This is a genomic window from Mesobacillus sp. LC4 (assembly GCF_053543455.1).
Genome location: NZ_JBGCUB010000005.1, coordinates 239,151 through 258,997 on the forward strand (window position 1 = coordinate 239,151; position 19,847 = coordinate 258,997).

The 19,847-nt window shown below is 45.0% G+C and carries 17 protein-coding genes; all 17 read left to right on the forward strand.

Annotation, left to right across the window (positions count from 1 at the left end):
• The first annotated feature begins 202 nt into the window (after window positions 1-202).
• The 17 genes from AB5I83_RS16660 (at window position 203) to AB5I83_RS16740 (ending at window position 19,766) form a co-directional block, all read left to right on the forward strand.
• Window positions 203-1,201: an ABC transporter substrate binding protein gene (locus AB5I83_RS16660; RefSeq protein WP_448976793.1), complete on the forward strand. Its 999-nt coding sequence runs from the start codon at window positions 203-205 to the stop codon at window positions 1,199-1,201.
• A gap of 18 nt (window positions 1,202-1,219) precedes the next feature.
• Window positions 1,220-2,251 carry an ABC transporter permease gene (locus AB5I83_RS16665; RefSeq protein WP_448976795.1) on the forward strand — a complete coding sequence of 344 codons (1,032 nt, stop codon included), beginning with the start codon at window positions 1,220-1,222 and terminating at the stop codon, window positions 2,249-2,251.
• Window positions 2,226-3,020: an ABC transporter ATP-binding protein gene (locus AB5I83_RS16670; protein ID WP_192471245.1), complete on the forward strand. Its 795-nt coding sequence runs from the start codon at window positions 2,226-2,228 to the stop codon at window positions 3,018-3,020. The genes AB5I83_RS16665 and AB5I83_RS16670 overlap by 26 nt, the downstream gene beginning before the upstream one ends.
• A 178-nt stretch (window positions 3,021-3,198) precedes the next feature.
• Window positions 3,199-3,588, forward strand: a complete 390-nt coding sequence (locus tag AB5I83_RS16675) for a thioesterase family protein (RefSeq protein WP_448977154.1) — start codon at window positions 3,199-3,201, stop codon at window positions 3,586-3,588.
• Between the two features lie 61 nt (window positions 3,589-3,649).
• Window positions 3,650-4,756: a Leu/Phe/Val dehydrogenase gene (locus AB5I83_RS16680; protein WP_448976797.1), complete on the forward strand. Its 1,107-nt coding sequence runs from the start codon at window positions 3,650-3,652 to the stop codon at window positions 4,754-4,756.
• 33 nt (window positions 4,757-4,789) lie between these two features.
• Window positions 4,790-5,857, forward strand: coding sequence for a pyruvate dehydrogenase (acetyl-transferring) E1 component subunit alpha (gene pdhA / locus AB5I83_RS16685; RefSeq protein WP_448976799.1), 1,068 nt, complete (start codon window positions 4,790-4,792; stop codon window positions 5,855-5,857).
• Window positions 5,857-6,852, forward strand: coding sequence for an alpha-ketoacid dehydrogenase subunit beta (locus tag AB5I83_RS16690; protein WP_448977156.1), 996 nt, complete (start codon window positions 5,857-5,859; stop codon window positions 6,850-6,852). Before pdhA ends, AB5I83_RS16690 begins: the two co-directional genes overlap by 1 nt.
• Before the next feature lie 11 nt (window positions 6,853-6,863).
• Entirely contained in the window at window positions 6,864-8,228 is a 1,365-nt protein-coding gene (locus AB5I83_RS16695) for a dihydrolipoamide acetyltransferase family protein (RefSeq protein WP_448976800.1), read from the forward strand.
• Window positions 8,229-8,586: 358 nt separating this feature from the next.
• Window positions 8,587-9,702, forward strand: coding sequence for a 4-hydroxyphenylpyruvate dioxygenase (gene hppD, locus AB5I83_RS16700; RefSeq protein ID WP_448976801.1), 1,116 nt, complete (start codon window positions 8,587-8,589; stop codon window positions 9,700-9,702).
• 69 nt (window positions 9,703-9,771) lie between these two features.
• Window positions 9,772-10,863 (forward strand): histidinol-phosphate transaminase, encoded by a 1,092-nt coding sequence (gene hisC, locus AB5I83_RS16705; protein ID WP_448976802.1) that lies wholly within the window; start codon window positions 9,772-9,774, stop codon window positions 10,861-10,863.
• A 3-nt stretch (window positions 10,864-10,866) separates the two neighbouring features.
• Window positions 10,867-11,478 carry a flavin reductase family protein gene (locus tag AB5I83_RS16710; protein WP_167832937.1) on the forward strand — a complete coding sequence of 204 codons (612 nt, stop codon included), beginning with the start codon at window positions 10,867-10,869 and terminating at the stop codon, window positions 11,476-11,478.
• 8 nt (window positions 11,479-11,486) lie between these two features.
• Window positions 11,487-12,410 carry a fumarylacetoacetate hydrolase family protein gene (locus AB5I83_RS16715; protein WP_448976804.1) on the forward strand — a complete coding sequence of 308 codons (924 nt, stop codon included), beginning with the start codon at window positions 11,487-11,489 and terminating at the stop codon, window positions 12,408-12,410.
• A 15-nt stretch (window positions 12,411-12,425) separates the two neighbouring features.
• Window positions 12,426-13,583: a homogentisate 1,2-dioxygenase gene (locus AB5I83_RS16720; RefSeq protein WP_448976806.1), complete on the forward strand. Its 1,158-nt coding sequence runs from the start codon at window positions 12,426-12,428 to the stop codon at window positions 13,581-13,583.
• A gap of 279 nt (window positions 13,584-13,862) precedes the next feature.
• Complete coding sequence (locus tag AB5I83_RS16725; protein WP_448976808.1) at window positions 13,863-15,521, forward strand: ribonuclease J; 1,659 nt, start codon at window positions 13,863-13,865, stop codon at window positions 15,519-15,521.
• Window positions 15,522-15,645: 124 nt separating this feature from the next.
• Window positions 15,646-16,059 (forward strand): SRPBCC family protein, encoded by a 414-nt coding sequence (locus AB5I83_RS16730; RefSeq protein WP_448976810.1) that lies wholly within the window; start codon window positions 15,646-15,648, stop codon window positions 16,057-16,059.
• Between the two features lies 1 nt (window position 16,060).
• A complete protein-coding gene (locus AB5I83_RS16735) occupies window positions 16,061-16,387 on the forward strand; it encodes an ArsR/SmtB family transcription factor (RefSeq protein ID WP_448976812.1) in 327 nt (108 codons plus the stop codon).
• A gap of 196 nt (window positions 16,388-16,583) precedes the next feature.
• Window positions 16,584-19,766, forward strand: a complete 3,183-nt coding sequence (locus AB5I83_RS16740; RefSeq protein ID WP_448976814.1) for a DEAD/DEAH box helicase — start codon at window positions 16,584-16,586, stop codon at window positions 19,764-19,766.
• Window positions 19,767-19,847 lie beyond the last annotated feature (81 nt).

Here is a 19,847-nt window from a genome sequence, read left to right on the forward strand (position 1 = left end):
TGTTGACTTTAAATTATTGCTGGTGTTAATATAACGTTATATTTACGGTGTCTATAGTGAATATCATACTTTTTGGAATCGCTTTCAAAAATTGTCAGCAAGATCTTTGCCTAACTTTTTTTAAAATGGTGCGTTCCGGCTGCTTGCAAGATTAATTCTACATAGTTTTACTGCCGGTTAAAAATATTCAAGGGGGATTTATATGAAAAAATCAGTAAAAGCTATTTCTCTTGTTCTTGCCAGTGCCTTGTTCATGGCTGGCTGCGGAGGAAATGAAGCATCAAATGGTTCTTCAGACAAAGATCAGTACAAGATTGGCCTGACTCAATTCGCAGAGCATCCATCGCTTGATGCCGCAACTGAGGGGTTTAAAAAAGCACTTGAGGACAAAGGATTCAAAGAGGGTGACAATGTAACGTATGATTTCCAGAACGCACAGGCAGACATGAATAACACAGCAAGCATTGCGAATAATTTTGTCGGCGATAAAGTGGACCTCATTTTCGCTAATGCTACACCAAGCGCTGTTGCAGCATTGAATGCGACGAAAGATATTCCAATCATTTTCACTTCTGTGACTGATCCTGTTGGTGCAGGACTTGTCGAATCATTCGATAAGCCTGGTGACAATATCACAGGAACTACCGACAACCATCCGGATGCAACGAAAAAGACAATAGATTTCATGACGAATGAAATTGGAGCCAAGAAGATTGGTGTGATCTTCAACGCTGGTGAGCAGAACTCTGAAGTCCAGCTGAAGGAAGTCAAGAAGCTTGCAGAAGCGAATGGAGCGAAGGTTGTTGAAGCCTCTATCTCAACATCAGCTGAAGTTAAGCAGGCTGCAGAATCCCTTGTCGGACGCGTAGATGCCATCTATGTTCCTACAGATAATACAGTCGTATCTGCACTTGAATCTGTTATTTCTGTAGCTAATGGCAAAAAGATCCCATTATTCGTTGGTGAGCTTGATTCAATGAAGCGCGGAGCAGTTGCTGCCAGCGGTTTCAATTACTATGACATTGGTTACCAGTCAGGCTTGATGGCTGCTGAAATTTTATCAGGCAACAAGAAAGCTTCTGAGATCCCTGTTGAACTTCCAGAATCATTAACACTTACAATCAACAAAAAAGCCGCTGAGGAGCAAGGTGTTGAAGTCAAGGAAGCATGGGGAGACGAAGCTGAGTTTTACGAAGAATAAGAGAAAGGATGATTCAACTTGTTTACTTCAATATTTGGAGCATTTGAGTCCGGCATTATCTATGCCATCATGGCTCTAGGTGTATACTTATCCTTTCGGGTACTTGATTTTCCGGATTTGACGGTTGATGGCAGCTTCGTAACTGGAGCTGCGGTCGCCGCCATCATGATTGTAAATGGAGCGAATCCATTTGCTGCGACGATGGTAGCACTGGTTGCAGGATTCATCGCTGGATGCTTGACAGGAATCATCCATACAGTCGGTAAGGTCAATGCCCTTCTGTCGGGAATCCTGATGATGATCGCCTTGTATTCTATCAATCTAAGGATAATGGGCAAATCGAATGTCCCGCTGTTGAATACCGATACTGCTATGACAGCGGTGAGGGACTTTTTCGAAAAAACGGGAATTGACGGTTTTTTCAATGGGATCCTGACGGCAGTCGGACTTGGCGACAGTCTCCCGAGAACATGGGGAATCCTGCTGTTCATGATTGTCGTCACGCTGGCAATCAAGTTCCTTACGGATGCTTTCCTTAAAACAGAACTTGGACTTGCAATCCGGGCAACTGGCGACAACAAAAGAATGATCCGCAGTTTTTCTTCCAATACGAACCTGATGATCATCTTAGGTCTTGGCCTATCGAATGCGATGGTCGCTTTTTCTGGCGCATTGATCGCCCAGCAGGGTGGTTTCGCGGACGTTGGTATGGGAATCGGGATGATTATCATCGGTCTTGCGTCTGTCATCATTGGCGAGGCTTTGTTCGGTACAAAATCGATTGCTAGAACAACGCTCGCTGTAATTGGCGGAGCGATCATCTATCGAATCGTCGTCACACTAGCACTAAGGGTAGAGTTCCTTGAGCCAGGCGACATGAAGCTGATCACGGCTATTATCGTCATATTGGCATTGACTGCACCGAAAATGATAGAAGGCTACAAAGAGAAAAAGCGGAAGGTAAAAAGACAGCTTGAGCACATGAAAATGGCAGCTGTTCCTTCTGAAGGAAAGGGTGAAGCTGGTGCTGCACTTAAATCAGATTCATAGAGTCTTCAATGAAGGTACTCCAGATGAAAAAATCGCCCTGGATAATATCAACCTCACCTTGGAAAAGGGAGACTTCGTGACTGTCATCGGGAGTAACGGGGCCGGAAAATCAACTTTAATGAACGTCATTTCAGGTGTCATGATTCCAGACCATGGCCAGGTGGAACTGGATGGTAAGGATGTAACATACATGACCGAATACAACCGCTCGAAATTGATTGGCCGAGTATTCCAGGATCCGATGGCCGGCACTGCTCCGAGCATGACCATTGAAGAAAACCTGGCAATTGCCTATTCAAGGAACAAGCGTCGTTCTCTTCGCCGAGGCGTCACGAAGAAACGTCGTGAACTTTTCCAAGAGGTGCTTGAATCATTGCACCTGGGACTTGAAAACCGCCTGAATGCGAAGGTTGGCCTATTATCAGGAGGGGAACGCCAGGCTTTATCCCTGTTGATGGCTACATTCACTGAGCCGTCCATTCTTTTACTGGATGAGCATACTGCGGCACTGGATCCTGCACGTGCCGAGTTAATTACCAACCTAACAAAAGAAATCGTCGATAAATACCATCTCACTACACTGATGGTTACGCACAACATGCAGCAGGCACTTGATCTGGGCAACAGGCTGATTATGATGGACAAAGGCCAGATCATCCTCGAGGTGAACGAAGAACAAAAAGCAAAGCTGACAATCGAAGACTTGCTCAATGAGTTCCAGCGGATTCGAGGAACAAAAATGGCGAGCGACCGGGCGTTATTAGGCTAGACAAAAAACAACCAGCTCAAAATAGCTGGTTGTTTTTTGTGGGTTTAATATTATATCAGAATTATTTTTAAGAAAATACCAAAATTTCTTACAATTTATTGACCGTTTATTTAACGAAATGTTATGATAACGTTAAATAAACGTTATACATATTTGCAACTTGGAAAGGTGGGATATGATGCGAGATGGTTTGATCGCTGGGCATACGGCTTCCATCAATGTCATTGTTACACCAGATATGTTTGCCCGCTTTGAGGGGAAAGTCGTCCACCCAGTATACTCCACTGTTTCGATGGTGTATCACATGGAGTGGGTATCGAGACAGATCATTATTCCCTTTTTAGAGGATCATGAAGAAGGTATGGGCGGCGCAGTGACTGTAAAACACATCGCTTCATGTATCGAGGGTGCTGAGGTGACTGTAACCGCAACCGTTACGGGCCTGGAGGGAAATACAATCCTGACTAAGATAAAGGCAGAATGCAAAGGGCGTTTGATCGGAGTGGGGGAAGTCAAGCAAGTGGTCCTTCCTAAAGAAAAGATAACTGAATTACTTACAGGCAGCTAAAAATTTTTGCGCAAAAATGTAAGCGCTAACATGGTTTAACGGAATAAAGGGGGAAAGAACAATGGATATGTTCGAACAAATTCGTGAACACGAGCAGGTAGTATTTTGTAATGATGAAGCAACGGGGCTTAAGGCGATTATTGCAATCCATAGTACTCGGCTGGGGCCGGCTTTGGGCGGATGCCGTATGTACCCTTATAAATCAGTCGACGATGCACTTGAAGATGTACTGCGGCTTTCTAAAGGCATGACGTATAAATGTGCTGCGGCAGACGTCGACTTCGGCGGAGGGAAGGCTGTCATCATTGGCGATCCTACTAAGGATAAGAGTCCGGAATTATTCAGGGCATTTGGCCAGTTTGTTGAGTCGATCCAGGGTCGTTTTTATACAGGAACAGACATGGGGACAGATCCGGAAGACTTTGTCCATGCACTAAAAGAAACGAATTGCATCGTTGGCGTCGATGAAGTATATGGCGGCAGCGGCGATTCTTCGGTCCCAACGGCTCAGGGAGTCATCTTTGGCTTACAGGCTACGAGCAAGGCGCTTTGGGACACGGATGATTTGTCAGGGAAATCTTATGCGATCCAGGGTCTGGGCAAAGTTGGCTACAAGGTAGCAGAATATCTTTTAGAAAATGGCGCAGACCTGTATGTAACAGACATCAACCAGAAAGCGATCGACCAGATTGTCCAGAAAGCGAAGGAAATGGGAGCTGGCATCAAGGTCGTAAACAGTGACGAAATCTATTCCCAGCCTGCAGACATTTTCATTCCGTGCGCAATGGGCGGAATCATTAATGATGAGACGATTCCACAGCTACAGGTGAAAGCGGTGGTTGGGTCAGCGAACAATCAACTCAAAGAAGAAAGGCACGGCCACATCCTTCAGGAGAAAGGGATTCTTTATGCGCCTGATTACATTGTCAACGCTGGCGGGTTGATCCAGGTGGCGGATGAGCTATATTCACCGAACAAGGAACGGGTCTTAAAGAAGACGAAGGCAATCTATAATTCTCTATTAAATATATACAGGCAGGCAGAGGGTGAAGGAATCACCACTGTTGAAGCGGCAAATAAATTCTGTGAAAACCGTATCGATGCCAGAACAAGACGCAATAGCTTCTTCTCTCATATGAAGCGTCCTAAATGGGCAGTGAGGATGTAATAGATTCATAGACTTTTAAAAAAGGGTGAGCCGATGGAAAAGGATTTTCCGATTTTTCAAGTGATGGACCAAAACGGAAACATTGTGTCAGAGGATTATAAGGATTTGGTGACCGAGGAACGAGTGAAGAAGTTTTATTCTGAAATGGTCAGGATCCGGACGCTGGACAGGAAATCAATCAGTCTCCAGCGGCAAGGCAGAATTGGAACCTATGCGCCTTTTGAAGGGCAGGAAGCATCCCAGGTGGGAACAGCTCTGGCGCTAGACAGTGAAGATTGGATGTTCCCGACCTACCGCGATCATGGTGCGGCAACCGTGTTTGGCCACTCCCTGAGAAATATTTTACTATTCTGGAACGGGCGGAACGAAGGCTGTGTGCCGCCGGATGGAAAAAAAATCTTCCCTCCGGCTATACCAATCGCAACACAGATTCCGCACGCAGCGGGTGCTGCTTTTGCAGAAAAACAAAAAGGAACAAAGAATGCGGCCATTTGTTATTTCGGTGATGGTGCAACGTCCGAGGGGGATTTTCATGAAGGCTTGAATTTTGCCAGCGTCTTCAAATCTCCAGTCGTCTATTTTTGCCAGAATAATCAATACGCGATATCTGTCCCAGTCAGCAAACAAATGAATTCAGCAACCATTGCACAAAAAGCGCTTGCTTACGATATTCCGGGTGTGAGGATTGACGGAAATGATATTTTTGCCGTTTTTGCTGAAACGGAAAAGGCATTGGAGCGCGCACGTAATGGCGAGGGCCCGACACTTATTGAAGCAATGACGTGGCGGTATGGATCCCATACAACCGCTGATGATGCTACGAAATATCGTGACCAGGGCGAAAGTGCTCTTAAGCGAATGGAAACCGATCCTTTGCTAAGACTGGAACGCTGGCTGAAAAATGAAGGGTTATTCGATGAAGCATGGGTGAAGGAAGTAGAGGAGCAGGCTGCGGCAGAAATTGATGCTGCTGTACAGGAGATGGAGAAATTCCCTAAAGCTGACCCTGCCGTGATCTTTGATTATGTTTTCGAAAAGCCTACGTGGACGATTGAGAAGCAAAAACGGGAGTACCTTGAGCTGATTGGAGGTGAGGCATGATGGAAACAGCACTTCAGACTAAGACTTTGACACTTGTCCAGGCGATCACCGATGGACTTGATACGATGCTTGGTGAAAGCAAGGAAGTCATCCTTCTTGGTGAAGATATCGGAAAAAATGGCGGGGTTTTCCGGGCAACTGATGGCCTTCAGGAAAAGTATGGAGAGGATCGCGTCATTGACACTCCTTTAAGTGAAGCAGGTTTTGTTGGTGCAGCGATCGGCATGGCCGTGAATGGGTTCCGTCCTGTGGTGGAAATCCAGTTCCTAGGCTTCATCTATCCTGCCTATGAACAAATCATGACCCATGCTTCCAGACTTCGAATGAGAACAATGGGCCATTTTACTGTGCCGATGGTCATTCGTGCTCCATATGGCGCCGGTGTTCGTGCACCTGAAATTCATTGTGACAGCACAGAATCGCTTTTTACCCATATGCCAGGCATGAAGGTGGTATGTCCATCCAATGCCTATGACGCGAAAGGCCTGATGATCGCTGCAATTGAGGATCCAGATCCTGTCCTCTTTCTAGAGCCAATGAGAAGTTATCGCTCTTCACGCGGTGAGGTTCCTGAAGGGAAGTATACAGTTGAAATAGGAAAAGGAAAGAAGCTTACAGAAGGCGACGATGTGACAGTCATTGCCTGGGGAGCCATGGTTCCGGTTGCGATGAAGGCTGCAGAAGAGATGAAACAAAAGGGGATCAACTGTGAGGTCCTTGACTTAAGGACGCTCTATCCAATCGACAAGGACCTTGTCATAGAGTCAGTCCAGAAAACCGGACGGACGGTAATTGTTCATGAAGCCCATGCGACAGGCGGTACTGGCAGTGATTTGATTTCACTGATCAATGATGAGGCATTCCTTTACCAAAAGGCTCCTGCAGAAAGAGTGACAGGCTATGATACGCCTGTTCCGTATTTTGGGTTTGAGGATCATTATCTGCCAACACCGAAAAGAGTCGCAGCTGCAATAGAGAAAGTAATGAAGTTTTAGGAGGCGTGCCGATGGTTGAAGTAAAGCTCCACGACATAGGGGAAGGCATGACCGAAGCAGACATCAATTGTTACCTGGTGAAGCCGGGGGATTTCGTCAAGGCTGATGATCCTTTGGTGGAGGTCCAGACAGACAAGATGACCGCAGAGATTCCTGCTCCCCGCTCAGGTGTAATTAAAGAATTGCTGTTGTCACCAGGGCAAACTGTACAGGTGGGGACGACCCTGCTGATCATGGAAGACCGTTCTGGTGGAGGTCATACAGCAGAGTTCCAGAAGGTAAATGACATGGTAAAGAAAGAATCCCAACCGGCGGAAGCTGCGGTTGCTGTACTGGACAGACCTGCGCAAGGCAAGGTCCCTGTTGGTGTGAGTGCGAGATTGGGACAGATTCTTGCATCTCCTTATACAAGAAAAGTTGCACGCGAAAATGGCGTCAATATAATGGAGGTCAAAGGAACCGGTCCAGCTGGCCGAATCACCGAAGAGGATATATTGGCCTTTGTTAAATTAAGAGAGGCTGGGGTTGCGAACATTTCGGAAGCAGGCTCCGAGCAGCAGGTTCCGAACGTTTCGAAAGCAGGTTCCGAGAATCTGGTTCCGAAGGTTTCGGAAGCAAGTTCCGAACTGCAGGTTCCGAACGTTTCAGAAGCTGGTTCCGAAGAACAGCATACTGTCGTTCACAATGATACATTGCCATTCCGCGGCAGGCGCAAGCAGATCGCGAAAAAGATGGTCCAATCCTTGTACACCATCCCTCACTGTACTCACTTTGAGGAAATTGATGTCAGCGAGTTGATCACATTACGAGAAGAGATCAAGTCATCCGGCAGCTCTATTTCTGCGACTGCTTTCTTCATTAAAGCTCTTTCGATTGGGTTAAAAGAATTCCCTGTGTTTAATGCAAAGCTTGATGAAGAAAATGAAAGTATCCAGCTGCTGCGTGAGCATCATGTCGGGATTGCTGTGGACACTCCGGATGGATTGATTGTACCGGTTATCCGCAATGTGGAGAAAAAGAACTTGAAGCAAATCCATAATGAAATGAAGAGACTGACAAAGCTTGCACTTGATGACAAGCTAACGGTCAAGGATATATCGGGTGGTACCTTCACAATAAGCAATGTCGGTCCGCTGGGCGGCAGCATTGGTGCCACACCGATCATCCAGCATCCGCAGACAGCGCTCGTTTCATTCCATAAAACAAAGAAGCGGCCAGTTGTCACGGATCAAGATGAAATTGCCATCCGTTCAATCATGAATCTATCAATGGCATTTGACCATAGGGTCGCAGACGGTGCAACAGCTGTTGCGTTCACCAACCGTTTCGCACAGCTGATTGAAAACCCAAAAATGATGCTGCTGGAATTGATGTAATTTGTATTAAAAAGCTCACAACTGGTATTAAAAATGCTTCAACTGGAATTAAAAAGCCCACAACTGGTATTAAAACCGATTCAACTGGAATTAAAATGCTCGCAACTGGTATTAAAACCGATTCCATTGGAATAGAAAGGCTTGCAACTGCTATAAAATTCGTATCTTCAGTATTAAAAATTAGTAACAAGTATTCGGATTCAATCAGATTCGGCTCGTAGTCTACTTTTACCATGATTAAAGCAAGTTCTTTATCACACAAAAGCATTATAGCTTTACATCGTGCTCTTGAGAGTGCAAGGACAATTACTATAAAATTATTTTAAATATTATAAATATTATTTCAGGAGGTTTTACAATGCAAGAAAATGTAATGGTATCTGGCCAAAGTACCGAGGACTTTTTTCCGGTCCAGGATGTTGATTATTTAGAGCTTTACGTAGGGAATGCCAAGCAGGCAGCTCACTTTTTCCAGACGGCTTTCGGTTTTAAGGTAGTTGCATATTCCGGACTTGAGACAGGCAACCGCGAAACAGCGTCTTTTGTTCTACAGCAGCGCAAGATCCGCCTGGTTGTGACTGGAACATACAATGACTCTTCACGCGTTGCTCAGTTTGTAAAGACTCATGGAGATGGCGTCAAGGATATCGCGCTTGCAGTTGATGATGTCGAGAAGGCGTATGAGGGAGCGGTTAAGAGAGGAGCAATTGAAATCCAGCCGCCGCATGAGGTTTCTGATGAGCATGGTACGTTAAAAAAGGCAGTCATCGGTACATATGGTGACACAATCCATACTTTAGTTGAAAGAAAAGATTACAAAGGTATTTTCATGCCTGGCTTTGTTGAGCATGAATCGGCTGTTCCTGTGAATGACGCAGGGTTCATCGGCATCGACCACGTTGTTGGAAATGTTGAGAGAATGGAAGAATGGGTTAATTATTATGCGAATGTCATGGGCTTCAAGGAAATGAAGCACTTCACGGATAAGGATATCGTAACAGAGTATTCAGCGCTGATGTCCAAGGTCATGCACAATGGCGGCCGCATCAAATTCCCGATCAATGAGCCGGCAGAAGGAAAGCGCAAATCGCAGATACAGGAATACCTGGAGTTCTACAACGGACCTGGTGTACAGCACCTTGCGATTTTAACAGAAGACATTGTAAGCACTGTAGCACAATTGCGTAAAAATGGTGTGGAATTCTTGAACACTCCTGATTCTTACTACGAAATGCTATCGGAGCGAGTCGGGGAAATTGATGAAGAAATCGATAAACTTAAAGAGCTTAGTATATTAGTAGACCGTGATGACGAAGGCTATTTGCTGCAGATCTTCACAAAACCGATCGTCGACCGTCCTACGCTGTTCATTGAGATTATCCAGCGTAAAGGTGCTAGAGGGTTCGGTGAAGGAAACTTCAAAGCGCTATTTGAATCAATCGAGCGTGAACAGGAAAGACGCGGCAACCTTTAATAGCCGGGAGAGAAGGGGGCGGTTCGCTCCCTTTTCGTTATAAGTGCGACTGATTATGGGGGGATAATCTTGAATGTAAAAGCAAGAGCAGAACTGGAAGGCATCACGCCATATGCCCTCGGCCAAAGCATCGAGGAAATCAAGGAACAGTATGGAATCAAGACAGTAAGGAAGCTTTCAGATAATGAAAATGTGTATGGCACCTCGCCAAAGGTGAAAGAAGCAATCATGCAGGCATCTGCTAGCCTGGCATTATATCCGGACGGAATGACTTCAGGAATTATAGAGAAACTGTCCGAACATTATCAATTGGAGCAAAAGCATTTTCTTGTTTCCAATGGTTCCGAGGAAATCATCCGCCTGCTGACAAGAGCGTATATTGATAAAAATGACGAAGCTGTGATGGCTGAGGCCACTTTCCCGAGATATAAAACGAATGTGATGATCGAGGGCGGCAGAGCTGTAACTATACCGATGATTGACGGCAGGCATGACCTCAAAAACATGCTGGAAGCAATCAACGAAAAAACGAAGATGGTTTTTGTCTGTAATCCGAATAATCCAACCGGGACGATTGTGGCAAAACAGGAACTGCTTGAGTTTATCGGCAATGTACCTTCAAATGTACTGATTATCATGGACGAAGCTTATTTTGAATATGCTGACTCCGAGGAATATCTGGACACAATGCCATTGCTTAAGCAATATGAAAATCTTGTGATCCTAAGGACTTTTTCGAAAATCTACGGTCTTGCCAGTTTGCGTGTTGGCTATGGCATCATGCATGAAGACATTGCGAAAGAGCTTCACAAAGTCAGGGATGTATTCAATGTCAACCAGCTGGCACAGGCGGCAGCGATGGCAGCGCTTGAGGATCAGTCATTCGTCCAAGACTGTTCAGCTAAAAATAGCGCAGAAAGAGACTTCCTGAATGCGAAGTTCAAAGAGTTGGAGATTGATAGTTTCCCATCGCAATCCAACTTCTTGTTTGCCTTCACGAACAGGCCGGTTATCCAGACGCTGACGGAAAATGGCGTCCTCGTGAGACAGATGCAGCTTTCGGGATACAAGGAAGCATTCAGAATCACCCTCGGCAGCCGTGAAGACCATGAGTTCATCCTCCGGATCATCAGCCAGCTTTTTCATGAAAGGGCGGTGTAAGCCTTGGAAATCAAAACAGATCAACTTGAATGGAGAGACGCATACAAGCTATTGCAAGGCTCTGTCCTGCCACGGCCCATTGCCTTTGTTTCCAGCCACGATGAAAACGGGAACGCCAATCTGGCTCCATTCAGTTTTTTTACTGTCATCAGCGCGAATCCAATGATGGTCTGCTTTTCGCCGATGAGAAGAGGGACTGATGGAGCGAAAAAGGATACATTGCAAAATATTGAAGCGACAAAAGAATTCGTCATTAATATTGTCAGTGAAGAGTTCGTACAGCAGATGAATGACTGCGCGACTGAATTTCCGTCAGATGTCGATGAATTCGAGGCATCTGGACTGACTAAGGCTGACAGTATGGCAGTAAAACCGTCGCGGGTAAAAGAATCGAAGGTACATCTAGAATGTTTATTGGATCAGGTCCTGCACTTTGGCGGCGAAGAAGCCGGAGCTGGCAGTCTGGTCATTGGGAAGGTCGTCCATGTACATGTCGAAGATGAACTGTACGAAAACGGACGCATCAATTCGGAAAAATTGAATCCGGTGGGAAGGCTGGCAGGCGCCACATACACTCAACCGCTGGCAAAAACCTTTGAGCTTCAAAGAAAATAGGTGATTTCATGAAATTCATAACTTTTACGAAAAAAGACGGAACTGTAAGTGCTGGCTGGATCAATTCACGCAATGAAGTTGTCGATATGAATGGAGCATCAAACGGGATGTTGCCTGATAATATGCTGGCATTCATCGAAAACCACGAGCAATTTATGGAATACATCGAAAAAAATAAGGGCCTGATTGAGACAGGCAATGGTTCTTATCTTCTGGAAGATATAACCTTGAACGCGCCGCTGCCTAACCCGAAGAGCGTCCGCGATTTTTACGCATTCGAGCAGCATGTGAAAACAGCCAGGGAGAACCGCGGCCTTGAAATGATTCCTGAATGGTATGAGATCCCGGTGTTCTATTTCACCAACCATCTTGCGGTCAAGGGCCCTGAGGAAGAAATCTGTCGGCCGCAGAACTGTGAATGGATGGACTATGAACTTGAAATCGCTTGTGTCATCGGCAAGGAAGGCCGGAATATCAAGGCTGAGGATGCTGAGCAGCATATTTTCGGCTTTTTTATCATGAACGACTGGAGTGCGCGCGATTTGCAGCGGAAGGAAATGAAGGTCGGACTTGGGCCAGCTAAGGGGAAGGATTTTGCGACTTCTTTTGGCCCATATTTGGTCACGAAGGATGAGCTGATGTCCCGCAAAGCTGCGAAAAGCTTTGATTTGCAAATGACAGCTAGAGTGAACGGAAAAGAGCTTTCAAGGGGCAATGTGAAGGACCTCTATTATTCCTTCGGAGAAATGATTGAGCGCGCTTCCGCAGGGACGACACTTTATCCTGGTGAGGTAATCGGCTCAGGAACAGTGGGAACAGGATGTATCCTTGAATTGGGAACGGATGTCCACCGCTGGCTCGAGCCCGGCGATGAAGTAGAACTTGAGATTGAAGGACTTGGTGTCCTGAGAAACAAAATTATCCAAGATTAGAAAGAAGGTGTTTATATGTATTACCGCCAGCTGGGAGAAATCCCGAAGAAACGCCATACGATTTTTAAAAAGGAAGACGGTTCGCTTTACCGCGAGCAGGTAATGGGGACAAAAGGCTTTTCCGGCACGCAGTCAATCCTTTATCATCACCATATGCCGACTGAGGTAGTAAAAAGTGAATTGATTGGCAGCTACATGCCTGAATACGAAGAACAGGAATCACTGAACCACAGGCACTTCCTGACCGACCAGATTACGAAAATGGGAGATGCTTTAAGTGGAAGAGAATATATCCTTGGCAATGACGACTTGCTGATTGGGTTTGCGAATATTAACGAACCAATGAAGCAATTCTACCGCAATGGTGATGGCGACGAGATGTTCTTTTTCCACCATGGATCCGGCAAGGTGGAGACGATGTTCGGTACATTGAACTATCGTCCAGGTGATTATGTCGTTATTCCAATCGGAACAATATATCGAGTGGTCCCTGATGACTCAGAAATGACTAAAGCGCTGATCGTTGAATCGTTCAGTCAGATCACAACTCCTCGACGTTACCGTAATGAGTATGGCCAGCTGCTCGAGCACAGTCCATTCTGTGAACGTGATATTCGCGGGCCGGAAATGCTGGAAACCTTCTCGGAAAAAGGGGAGCATGAGGTGATCACGAAGACACGCGGCCATCTGCATCGCCATGTATTGAACCATCATCCGCTTGATGTCGTCGGCTGGGACGGCTACCTGTATCCGTGGGCATTCAATATCGAGGATTTCGAGCCAATCACTGGCCGTATCCATCAGCCGCCTCCGGTCCACCAGACGTTCGAAGGCCATAATTATGTGGTATGTTCATTCGTGCCAAGGCTATACGACTACCATCCAGAAGCGATTCCGGCTCCATATTACCACAGCAACGTCAATAGCGATGAGCTGTTGTACTATGTGGAAGGGAACTTCATGAGCCGCAAAGGAATCAAGGAAGGGTCTATTACCTTGCATCCAAGCGGAATCCCGCACGGACCGCATCCGGGGAAGACAGAAGCAAGCATCGGCAAAAAAGAAACGCTTGAGCTTGCCGTCATGATCGATACTTTCCGCCCGTTGAAAACGGTGAAGAAAGCCAAGGACATCGAAGACGGCCAGTATATGTATACTTGGATTGAAAAATAAGGAAAGACGACCAATTCGCTATGGAGCGGGTTGGTTTTTTTATGTGGGAAATTGAAAATAATCCAGGTTTTTTTCCAGTTCGCCAATAAAATTTTATTTTCGCCAATAAACATGTGGAGATCGCCAATAAACAGGTGGAAATCGCCAATAAAATGAAATGATCGCCAAAAAATTTTTCAGGTTTCTTTTTAGAGGATGCATTTTTCCCAGCGATACCAAATAATCGTAAAATCAATGGGCAATACTAACAAAATCGACTACGGATTAGGAGGATATGACGTGACGTTATCTATATTCGCCTTGGGCGGCATCAATGAAATCGGGAAAAACATGTATGTTGTCCAGTATGAGGACGATATTTTTGTGATTGACTGTGGAGGAAAGTTTCCTGATGAAAGCTTATTGGGAATCGATTTGATTATCCCGGAAATGACTTATCTAGAAGAAAATAGAGAGAAAATCCGCGGACTGATTGTGACCCATGGACATGAGGACCATATTGGCGGGGTCCCTTATTTTTTCAAAAAGCTGAAGGCACCTGTGTATGCAACAAATTTCACTCTAGGATTAATTGAACTCAAACTGAGTGAACATAAACTTTTAAGAGGTACTGAACTCAATAAAATCAACTCAGATTCACAATTGGATTTTGGCAAGGTGAAGGTTTCTTTTTTCAAAGTGAGCCACAGCATCCCGGATTGCTTGGGAATAGTGTTACACACTCCTGAGGGGAGTGTTGTCCATACGGGAGACTTCAAATTCGATTTGACGCCTGCCAATGATGAGCAATCAGAAATCCATAAGATGGCGAAGATTGGAACGGAAGGTGTAATGGCGCTGCTGTCAGAGAGCACGAATGCGGAGCGGACCGGGTTGACGCCATCTGAGCGAATGGTAGCAAGCCATCTTGAAGAAGCCTTCATGAAGGCAGAAGGGAAAATCTTTGTATCGACTTTTGCATCAAACGTTAACCGAGTTCAGCAGGTTGTCGAGGCAGCGATCAAGACGAACCGGAAGCTTGCCCTGCTTGGCAGGAGTATGGTCAATGTAGTGGATGTGGCAATTGAAAGAGGTTATTTAAATGTTCCTGAAGGCATGCTGATTGAACCACAAGTAGTCGACCAAATGGATCCTGACAAAGTGGTCATCCTCTGTACAGGAAGCCAGGGTGAGCCGATGGCCGCACTTTCCCGCCTTTCTTCAGGGAATTACCGCGATGTCTCAATCTATCCTGGGGATACAGTCATCATGGCAGCGTCACCTATCCCAGGAAATGAAAAGGATGTTTCCAAAATCATTGATAATTTGTTTAAGCTCGGGGCAAAAGTCATCTACGGCTCCGGCAGCACAACAGGCATGCATGTTTCCGGCCACGGCTACCAGGAAGACCTTAAGCTGATGCTGACCCTGATGAAGCCTAAATATTTCATCCCGATTCATGGGGAGTATAGGATGCTGCATCATCATCGCTTGTTGGCGGAATCCGTTGGCGTTGAAAAAGGAAATACATTCATTATTCGGAATGGGGATATCGTTGACATTGAAAACGGCGAAGCGCGCCAGACACGAAATGTCCCAGCAGGTGATACTTACGTTGATGGCGTAAGTGTTGGCGATGTAGGCGAAATCGTACTCAGGGACAGGAAGCAGCTATCTGAGGACGGAATGCTGGTCATTGTCCTGACATTGAGCAAAGCAGAACGGAAAATCATATCCGGTCCTGATACCATCTCGCGCGGCTTTGTTTTTGTGAAAAATTCCGAGGACCTGATGAGAGATGTGAACAAATTGGTGACCAAAACAGTGACTGATCTTCAAGAAGATAATGTACATCGCTGGAATGTCATTAAGCAGGGAATCAAAAAAGCAGTGGGCCAGCATATTTTCCAACAGACTAGAAGAAAGCCGATGATTTTGCCAATCATTATTGAAATTTAATCTTCGCTGATGGACCGGGTACTATAAAGAGTGCCTGGTCCATCTTATTGACGTGACACTAAAAGGTGTTATATACTGAAAAAGCGACACCAAATAGTGTTATTAACTGATGGAGGCAAAAAACATGGAAACACAAAGAGAAATTCGCAAAACCATTATTTTAAATGCACCAATCGAAAAAGTATGGAAAGCAGTCGCAACATCAGAAGGCATTGCAGCCTGGTGGATGCCGAATACGTTTGAGCCGGAACTTGGCAAAGAGTTCATCCTCCACGCAGGTCCTTTTGGAGATTCACCATGCAAAGTGACAGAATTGGAGCCGCCGAATCGCCTGGGTTTTGATTGGGGAAAAGATTGGCATCTTCTATTCGAATTGAAGGAACTTGATGGCCGAACGGAGTTTACTTTAATTCACTCAGGATGGGATCCTGAAAAGGTCACTGAATTCGGACAGCCTCATTCAATTATCCAGGGAATCATGGATAATGGTTGGGAAAAAATCGTTAACGAAGCACTTCCAGCCTATATCGAGGGTTAATATGACAGCCTCAGAAGCGAGATATGATGTGTTCCAAGCTGTTGCGGATCCAACTCGCCGTAAAATCCTGAAGCTGCTCGCAGACAAGGAAATGCCGATTGCTTCCATAACTGAAAAGTTTCCAATTACAAGGACGGCCGTAAATAAGCACTTATTTGTTTTATCTGAAGCAGGACTGGTATCTAGTAAGAAAATTGGGCGGGAAACTCGATATGCCCTACAGCCAGAACCGCTTCAGGAATTGCAAGAATGGCTTTCATTTTTTGAATTATATTGGGATAATAAGCTATCTGCACTTAAACATTTTGTGGAAGATGATGATGATTAGATAAGCCTTTCGAAAGGTTGACCCTTTATAGATTGTTCTCAGATGAAAATTTCCTCAATCATCCATCGCAGGCCGCATAGTTAACTTCCAAGCATGGAGCAATTCCATGCTTTTTTACATTCCTGCTTAACAAATGAGTACATAAGGTCTACACTAATAATTATTGAGAATTGCATCTTCCAGGAGGGAGCAGTCCATGGATATCAAACTAAGTCAAAAAAACATTAAAGATTTATGCGGAACTGTTTCTTTCAAGCGGGGGGATGCGTTTTACCGAGCGGGAAAAGTTGAGTTTACTGATGACAATGTGGGTCGGGTTAGCGCAACCGTAACGGGAGCGGATATATTCCATGTTACGGTCACGGAAACAGGGGACGGCCGTTTCGCAGCTGAGTGCACTTGTCCAAAGCTAGCGTCTGTCAAGCATGAGTGCCAGCATGTGGCCGCGGTCTTACTTGCAATCATGGACGAGCAAAAAAAAGGGACTTCAAATGCACATATAAATGATAAACATAAAGGAAGCGATCTGGCTGAAAGCCTGCTGACTATTTTCAGTGAAGGACCTCGCAGGACAAGCGGCCATCAGCTCCACTTTGAAACAAGAAAGATCCTGAACACAGTATTCAATATTGAACCTATCAAAATGAGTGACAAGGAAATGCTGCTTGGTATTTCGATGAGCATTGGTCCAATTGGTATCCTGGATATTCAGGGGTTTTTGTTGAGTGTAGCAAATAGGGAGGCAGCACATTTATCTGAAGTATTCACATACGATCCACAGCTTCATTGCTTTCAAAATGATATAGATTCAATCATCAACATCCTCATTCAAATCGTCGAGGACGCTGATAATGAGGCGAAAGACGGTACTCTTACCTCAACATTAATTATTCCGCCCTCCTTCTGGGTTCGGCTGTTGCCGCTGCTGGAAAATATTCAGGATGTTAAGTTCAAAGAGGAAGGCAAGGTCACTGGGCCATTTTCAGTTTCAAACGAAAAACTTCCACTTTTGTTCAATTTTGAAAAAATGACAGAGAAAGACTATTCTTTAAAAATTGCTGGTATTTCTGAACTCATTGTGATGGATAAATATGATCTTGTTTGGTTGAAATCCAAATTGATTCAGCTCAGCACAGAGGATTGCAGCAGATTATTCGAACTGAAAAATATGCTTGCCAAAACCAAAACGGATAGCATACCAATTTTAGATGATCAGATGGGCTTCTTTGTGGAAAAAGTCGTGCCGGGACTGCGCCATATCGGAGAAGTTCGAATAGACGGCGATATTACGAAGCAATTTTTGACGGAGCCCTTGACAGCAAAACTATTTTTGGATCGTGTGAATAACCGTTTACTGGCTGGAGTCGAGTTCCAATATGGGAAAATCGAGTTTAACCCTCTAGAAGACAGGGAACCGAAAGTGAATTCTCTATTGATCAGGGACAGTGTCAAGGAGGATCAGATCCTGGAGCTGTTGGATGAAGCTTCATTTGCGAAAACAGATGGAGGTTATTTTTTGCATAATGAAGAGCTCGAATATGAGTTTCTTTATCATGTCATGCCAAAGCTGCAAAAGCTAGTGCAGATTTATGCTACAACAGCTGTCAGGGCTCGAATATTCCGGGAGCCGGTCCGGCCGCAGATTCGAGTCAAGGTGAAAAAAGAACGGACAAACTGGCTTGAATTCAAATTTGAAATGGATGGCATTCCTGAAAAACAGATAAGGGATATACTCGAAGCCCTTGAGGAAAAAAGGAAGTATTATCGGTTACGCAACGGCTCGCTAATGTCACTGGAAACAAGGGAATGGGAAGAAATCCAGCGTTTTTTGAATGCAGGGCCAATACAGGAAGAGGATCTTGAAAAAGGGTTGAATGTCCCAATTGTACGGGGTATGCAGTTGATAGAGACATTCGAGGATGGACCTGTCCTTCAAGTAGAGGAATCTTTCCGGAATTTTCTCGAGGAAATTAGTACTCCTGGGAAGGTGAAGTTTGCTGTCCCTGAATCATTGCAGTCCATATTACGTGAATACCAGAAACAGGGTTATCAATGGATGAAAACGCTCGCTAGTTACGGATTTGGCGGGATTCTGGCAGACGATATGGGTCTTGGTAAAACGCTGCAAAGCATTACGTATATATCATCAGAACTTCGCAATGTGAGGGATAGGCAACATCCAATCCTTATAGTCTGTCCATCATCCCTTGTTTATAACTGGCTTAGTGAATTCATGAAATTCACTCCTGAGATCCAGGCAATCATCATCGACGGCAATAAAGCAGAGCGGTCCAAGATTTTAAAGGATATTTCGGGTATTGATGTTGTCATTACCTCCTACATGCTTTTGCGCAAGGATATTCACCTGTACGAAAAGATCAATTTTCACACGGTGTTTTTCGACGAGGCACAGGCTTTCAAAAATCCGCTGACTCAAACGGCAAAAGCGGTGATGAACATACAGGCTGACCACCGCTTCGCATTGACCGGTACACCGATTGAAAACTCGACTGAGGAATTATGGTCTATTTTTCGAGTGGTTTTTCCGGAACTGTTCCAAGGATTGAAGGAATACAGTCATTTAACAAGCAAAACCATCGCCCGCAGGATTCGGCCATTTTTATTGCGAAGGGTAAAAGAAGAAGTACTTGGAGAACTGCCAGAAAAAATTGAATCAATCGATAGAGTTGAATTGCTGCCTGAGCAGAAAAAGCTTTATGCTGCGTACCTGGCAAAGCTTAGACATCAAACGCTGAAGCAGCTGGACAAGAATACGATCAGGAAAAACCGGATTAGAATTCTGGCAGGATTAACAAGATTAAGGCAAATATGCTGCCATCCAGCCTTGTTTGTAGATGGATACAAGGGGAGCTCAGCAAAATTTGAACAGTTGAAACAAATCATAGAGGAGTCAAGGTTTGCTGGCAGAAGGGTGCTCATTTTCTCACAGTTCACGAAAATGCTCGACTTGATCGGCAGGGAGCTGGCACATGAAGGAATTCCTTTCTTTTATCTGGACGGGCAAACACCACCTGAAGAGCGAGTGGAAACCTGTGAAAAGTTCAATGAGGGAGAACGGGATTTTTTCCTTATTTCCCTGAAAGCAGGAGGCACAGGCTTAAACTTAACAGGAGCTGATACAGTCATCCTTTATGATTTATGGTGGAATCCGGCTGTTGAGGAGCAGGCGGCTGACCGGGCACACCGAATGGGACAGAAAAACATAGTCCAGGTCATTAAATTAATTGCACGCGGCACAATCGAAGAAAAAATGAACGAGCTGCAGGATAAAAAGCGGAATATAATAGAAGAAATTATTGAAGAAAAAAGATCCGCTTCACTGACAGAAGAAGACATCCGCGAAATACTGCAAATTTAGCGGATTAGAGAGTTAAGTATTTAATATTTTTTTAGATAAGCCGATAATAATCTTTGACACTATGCTGTTAGAGGAGAGAAT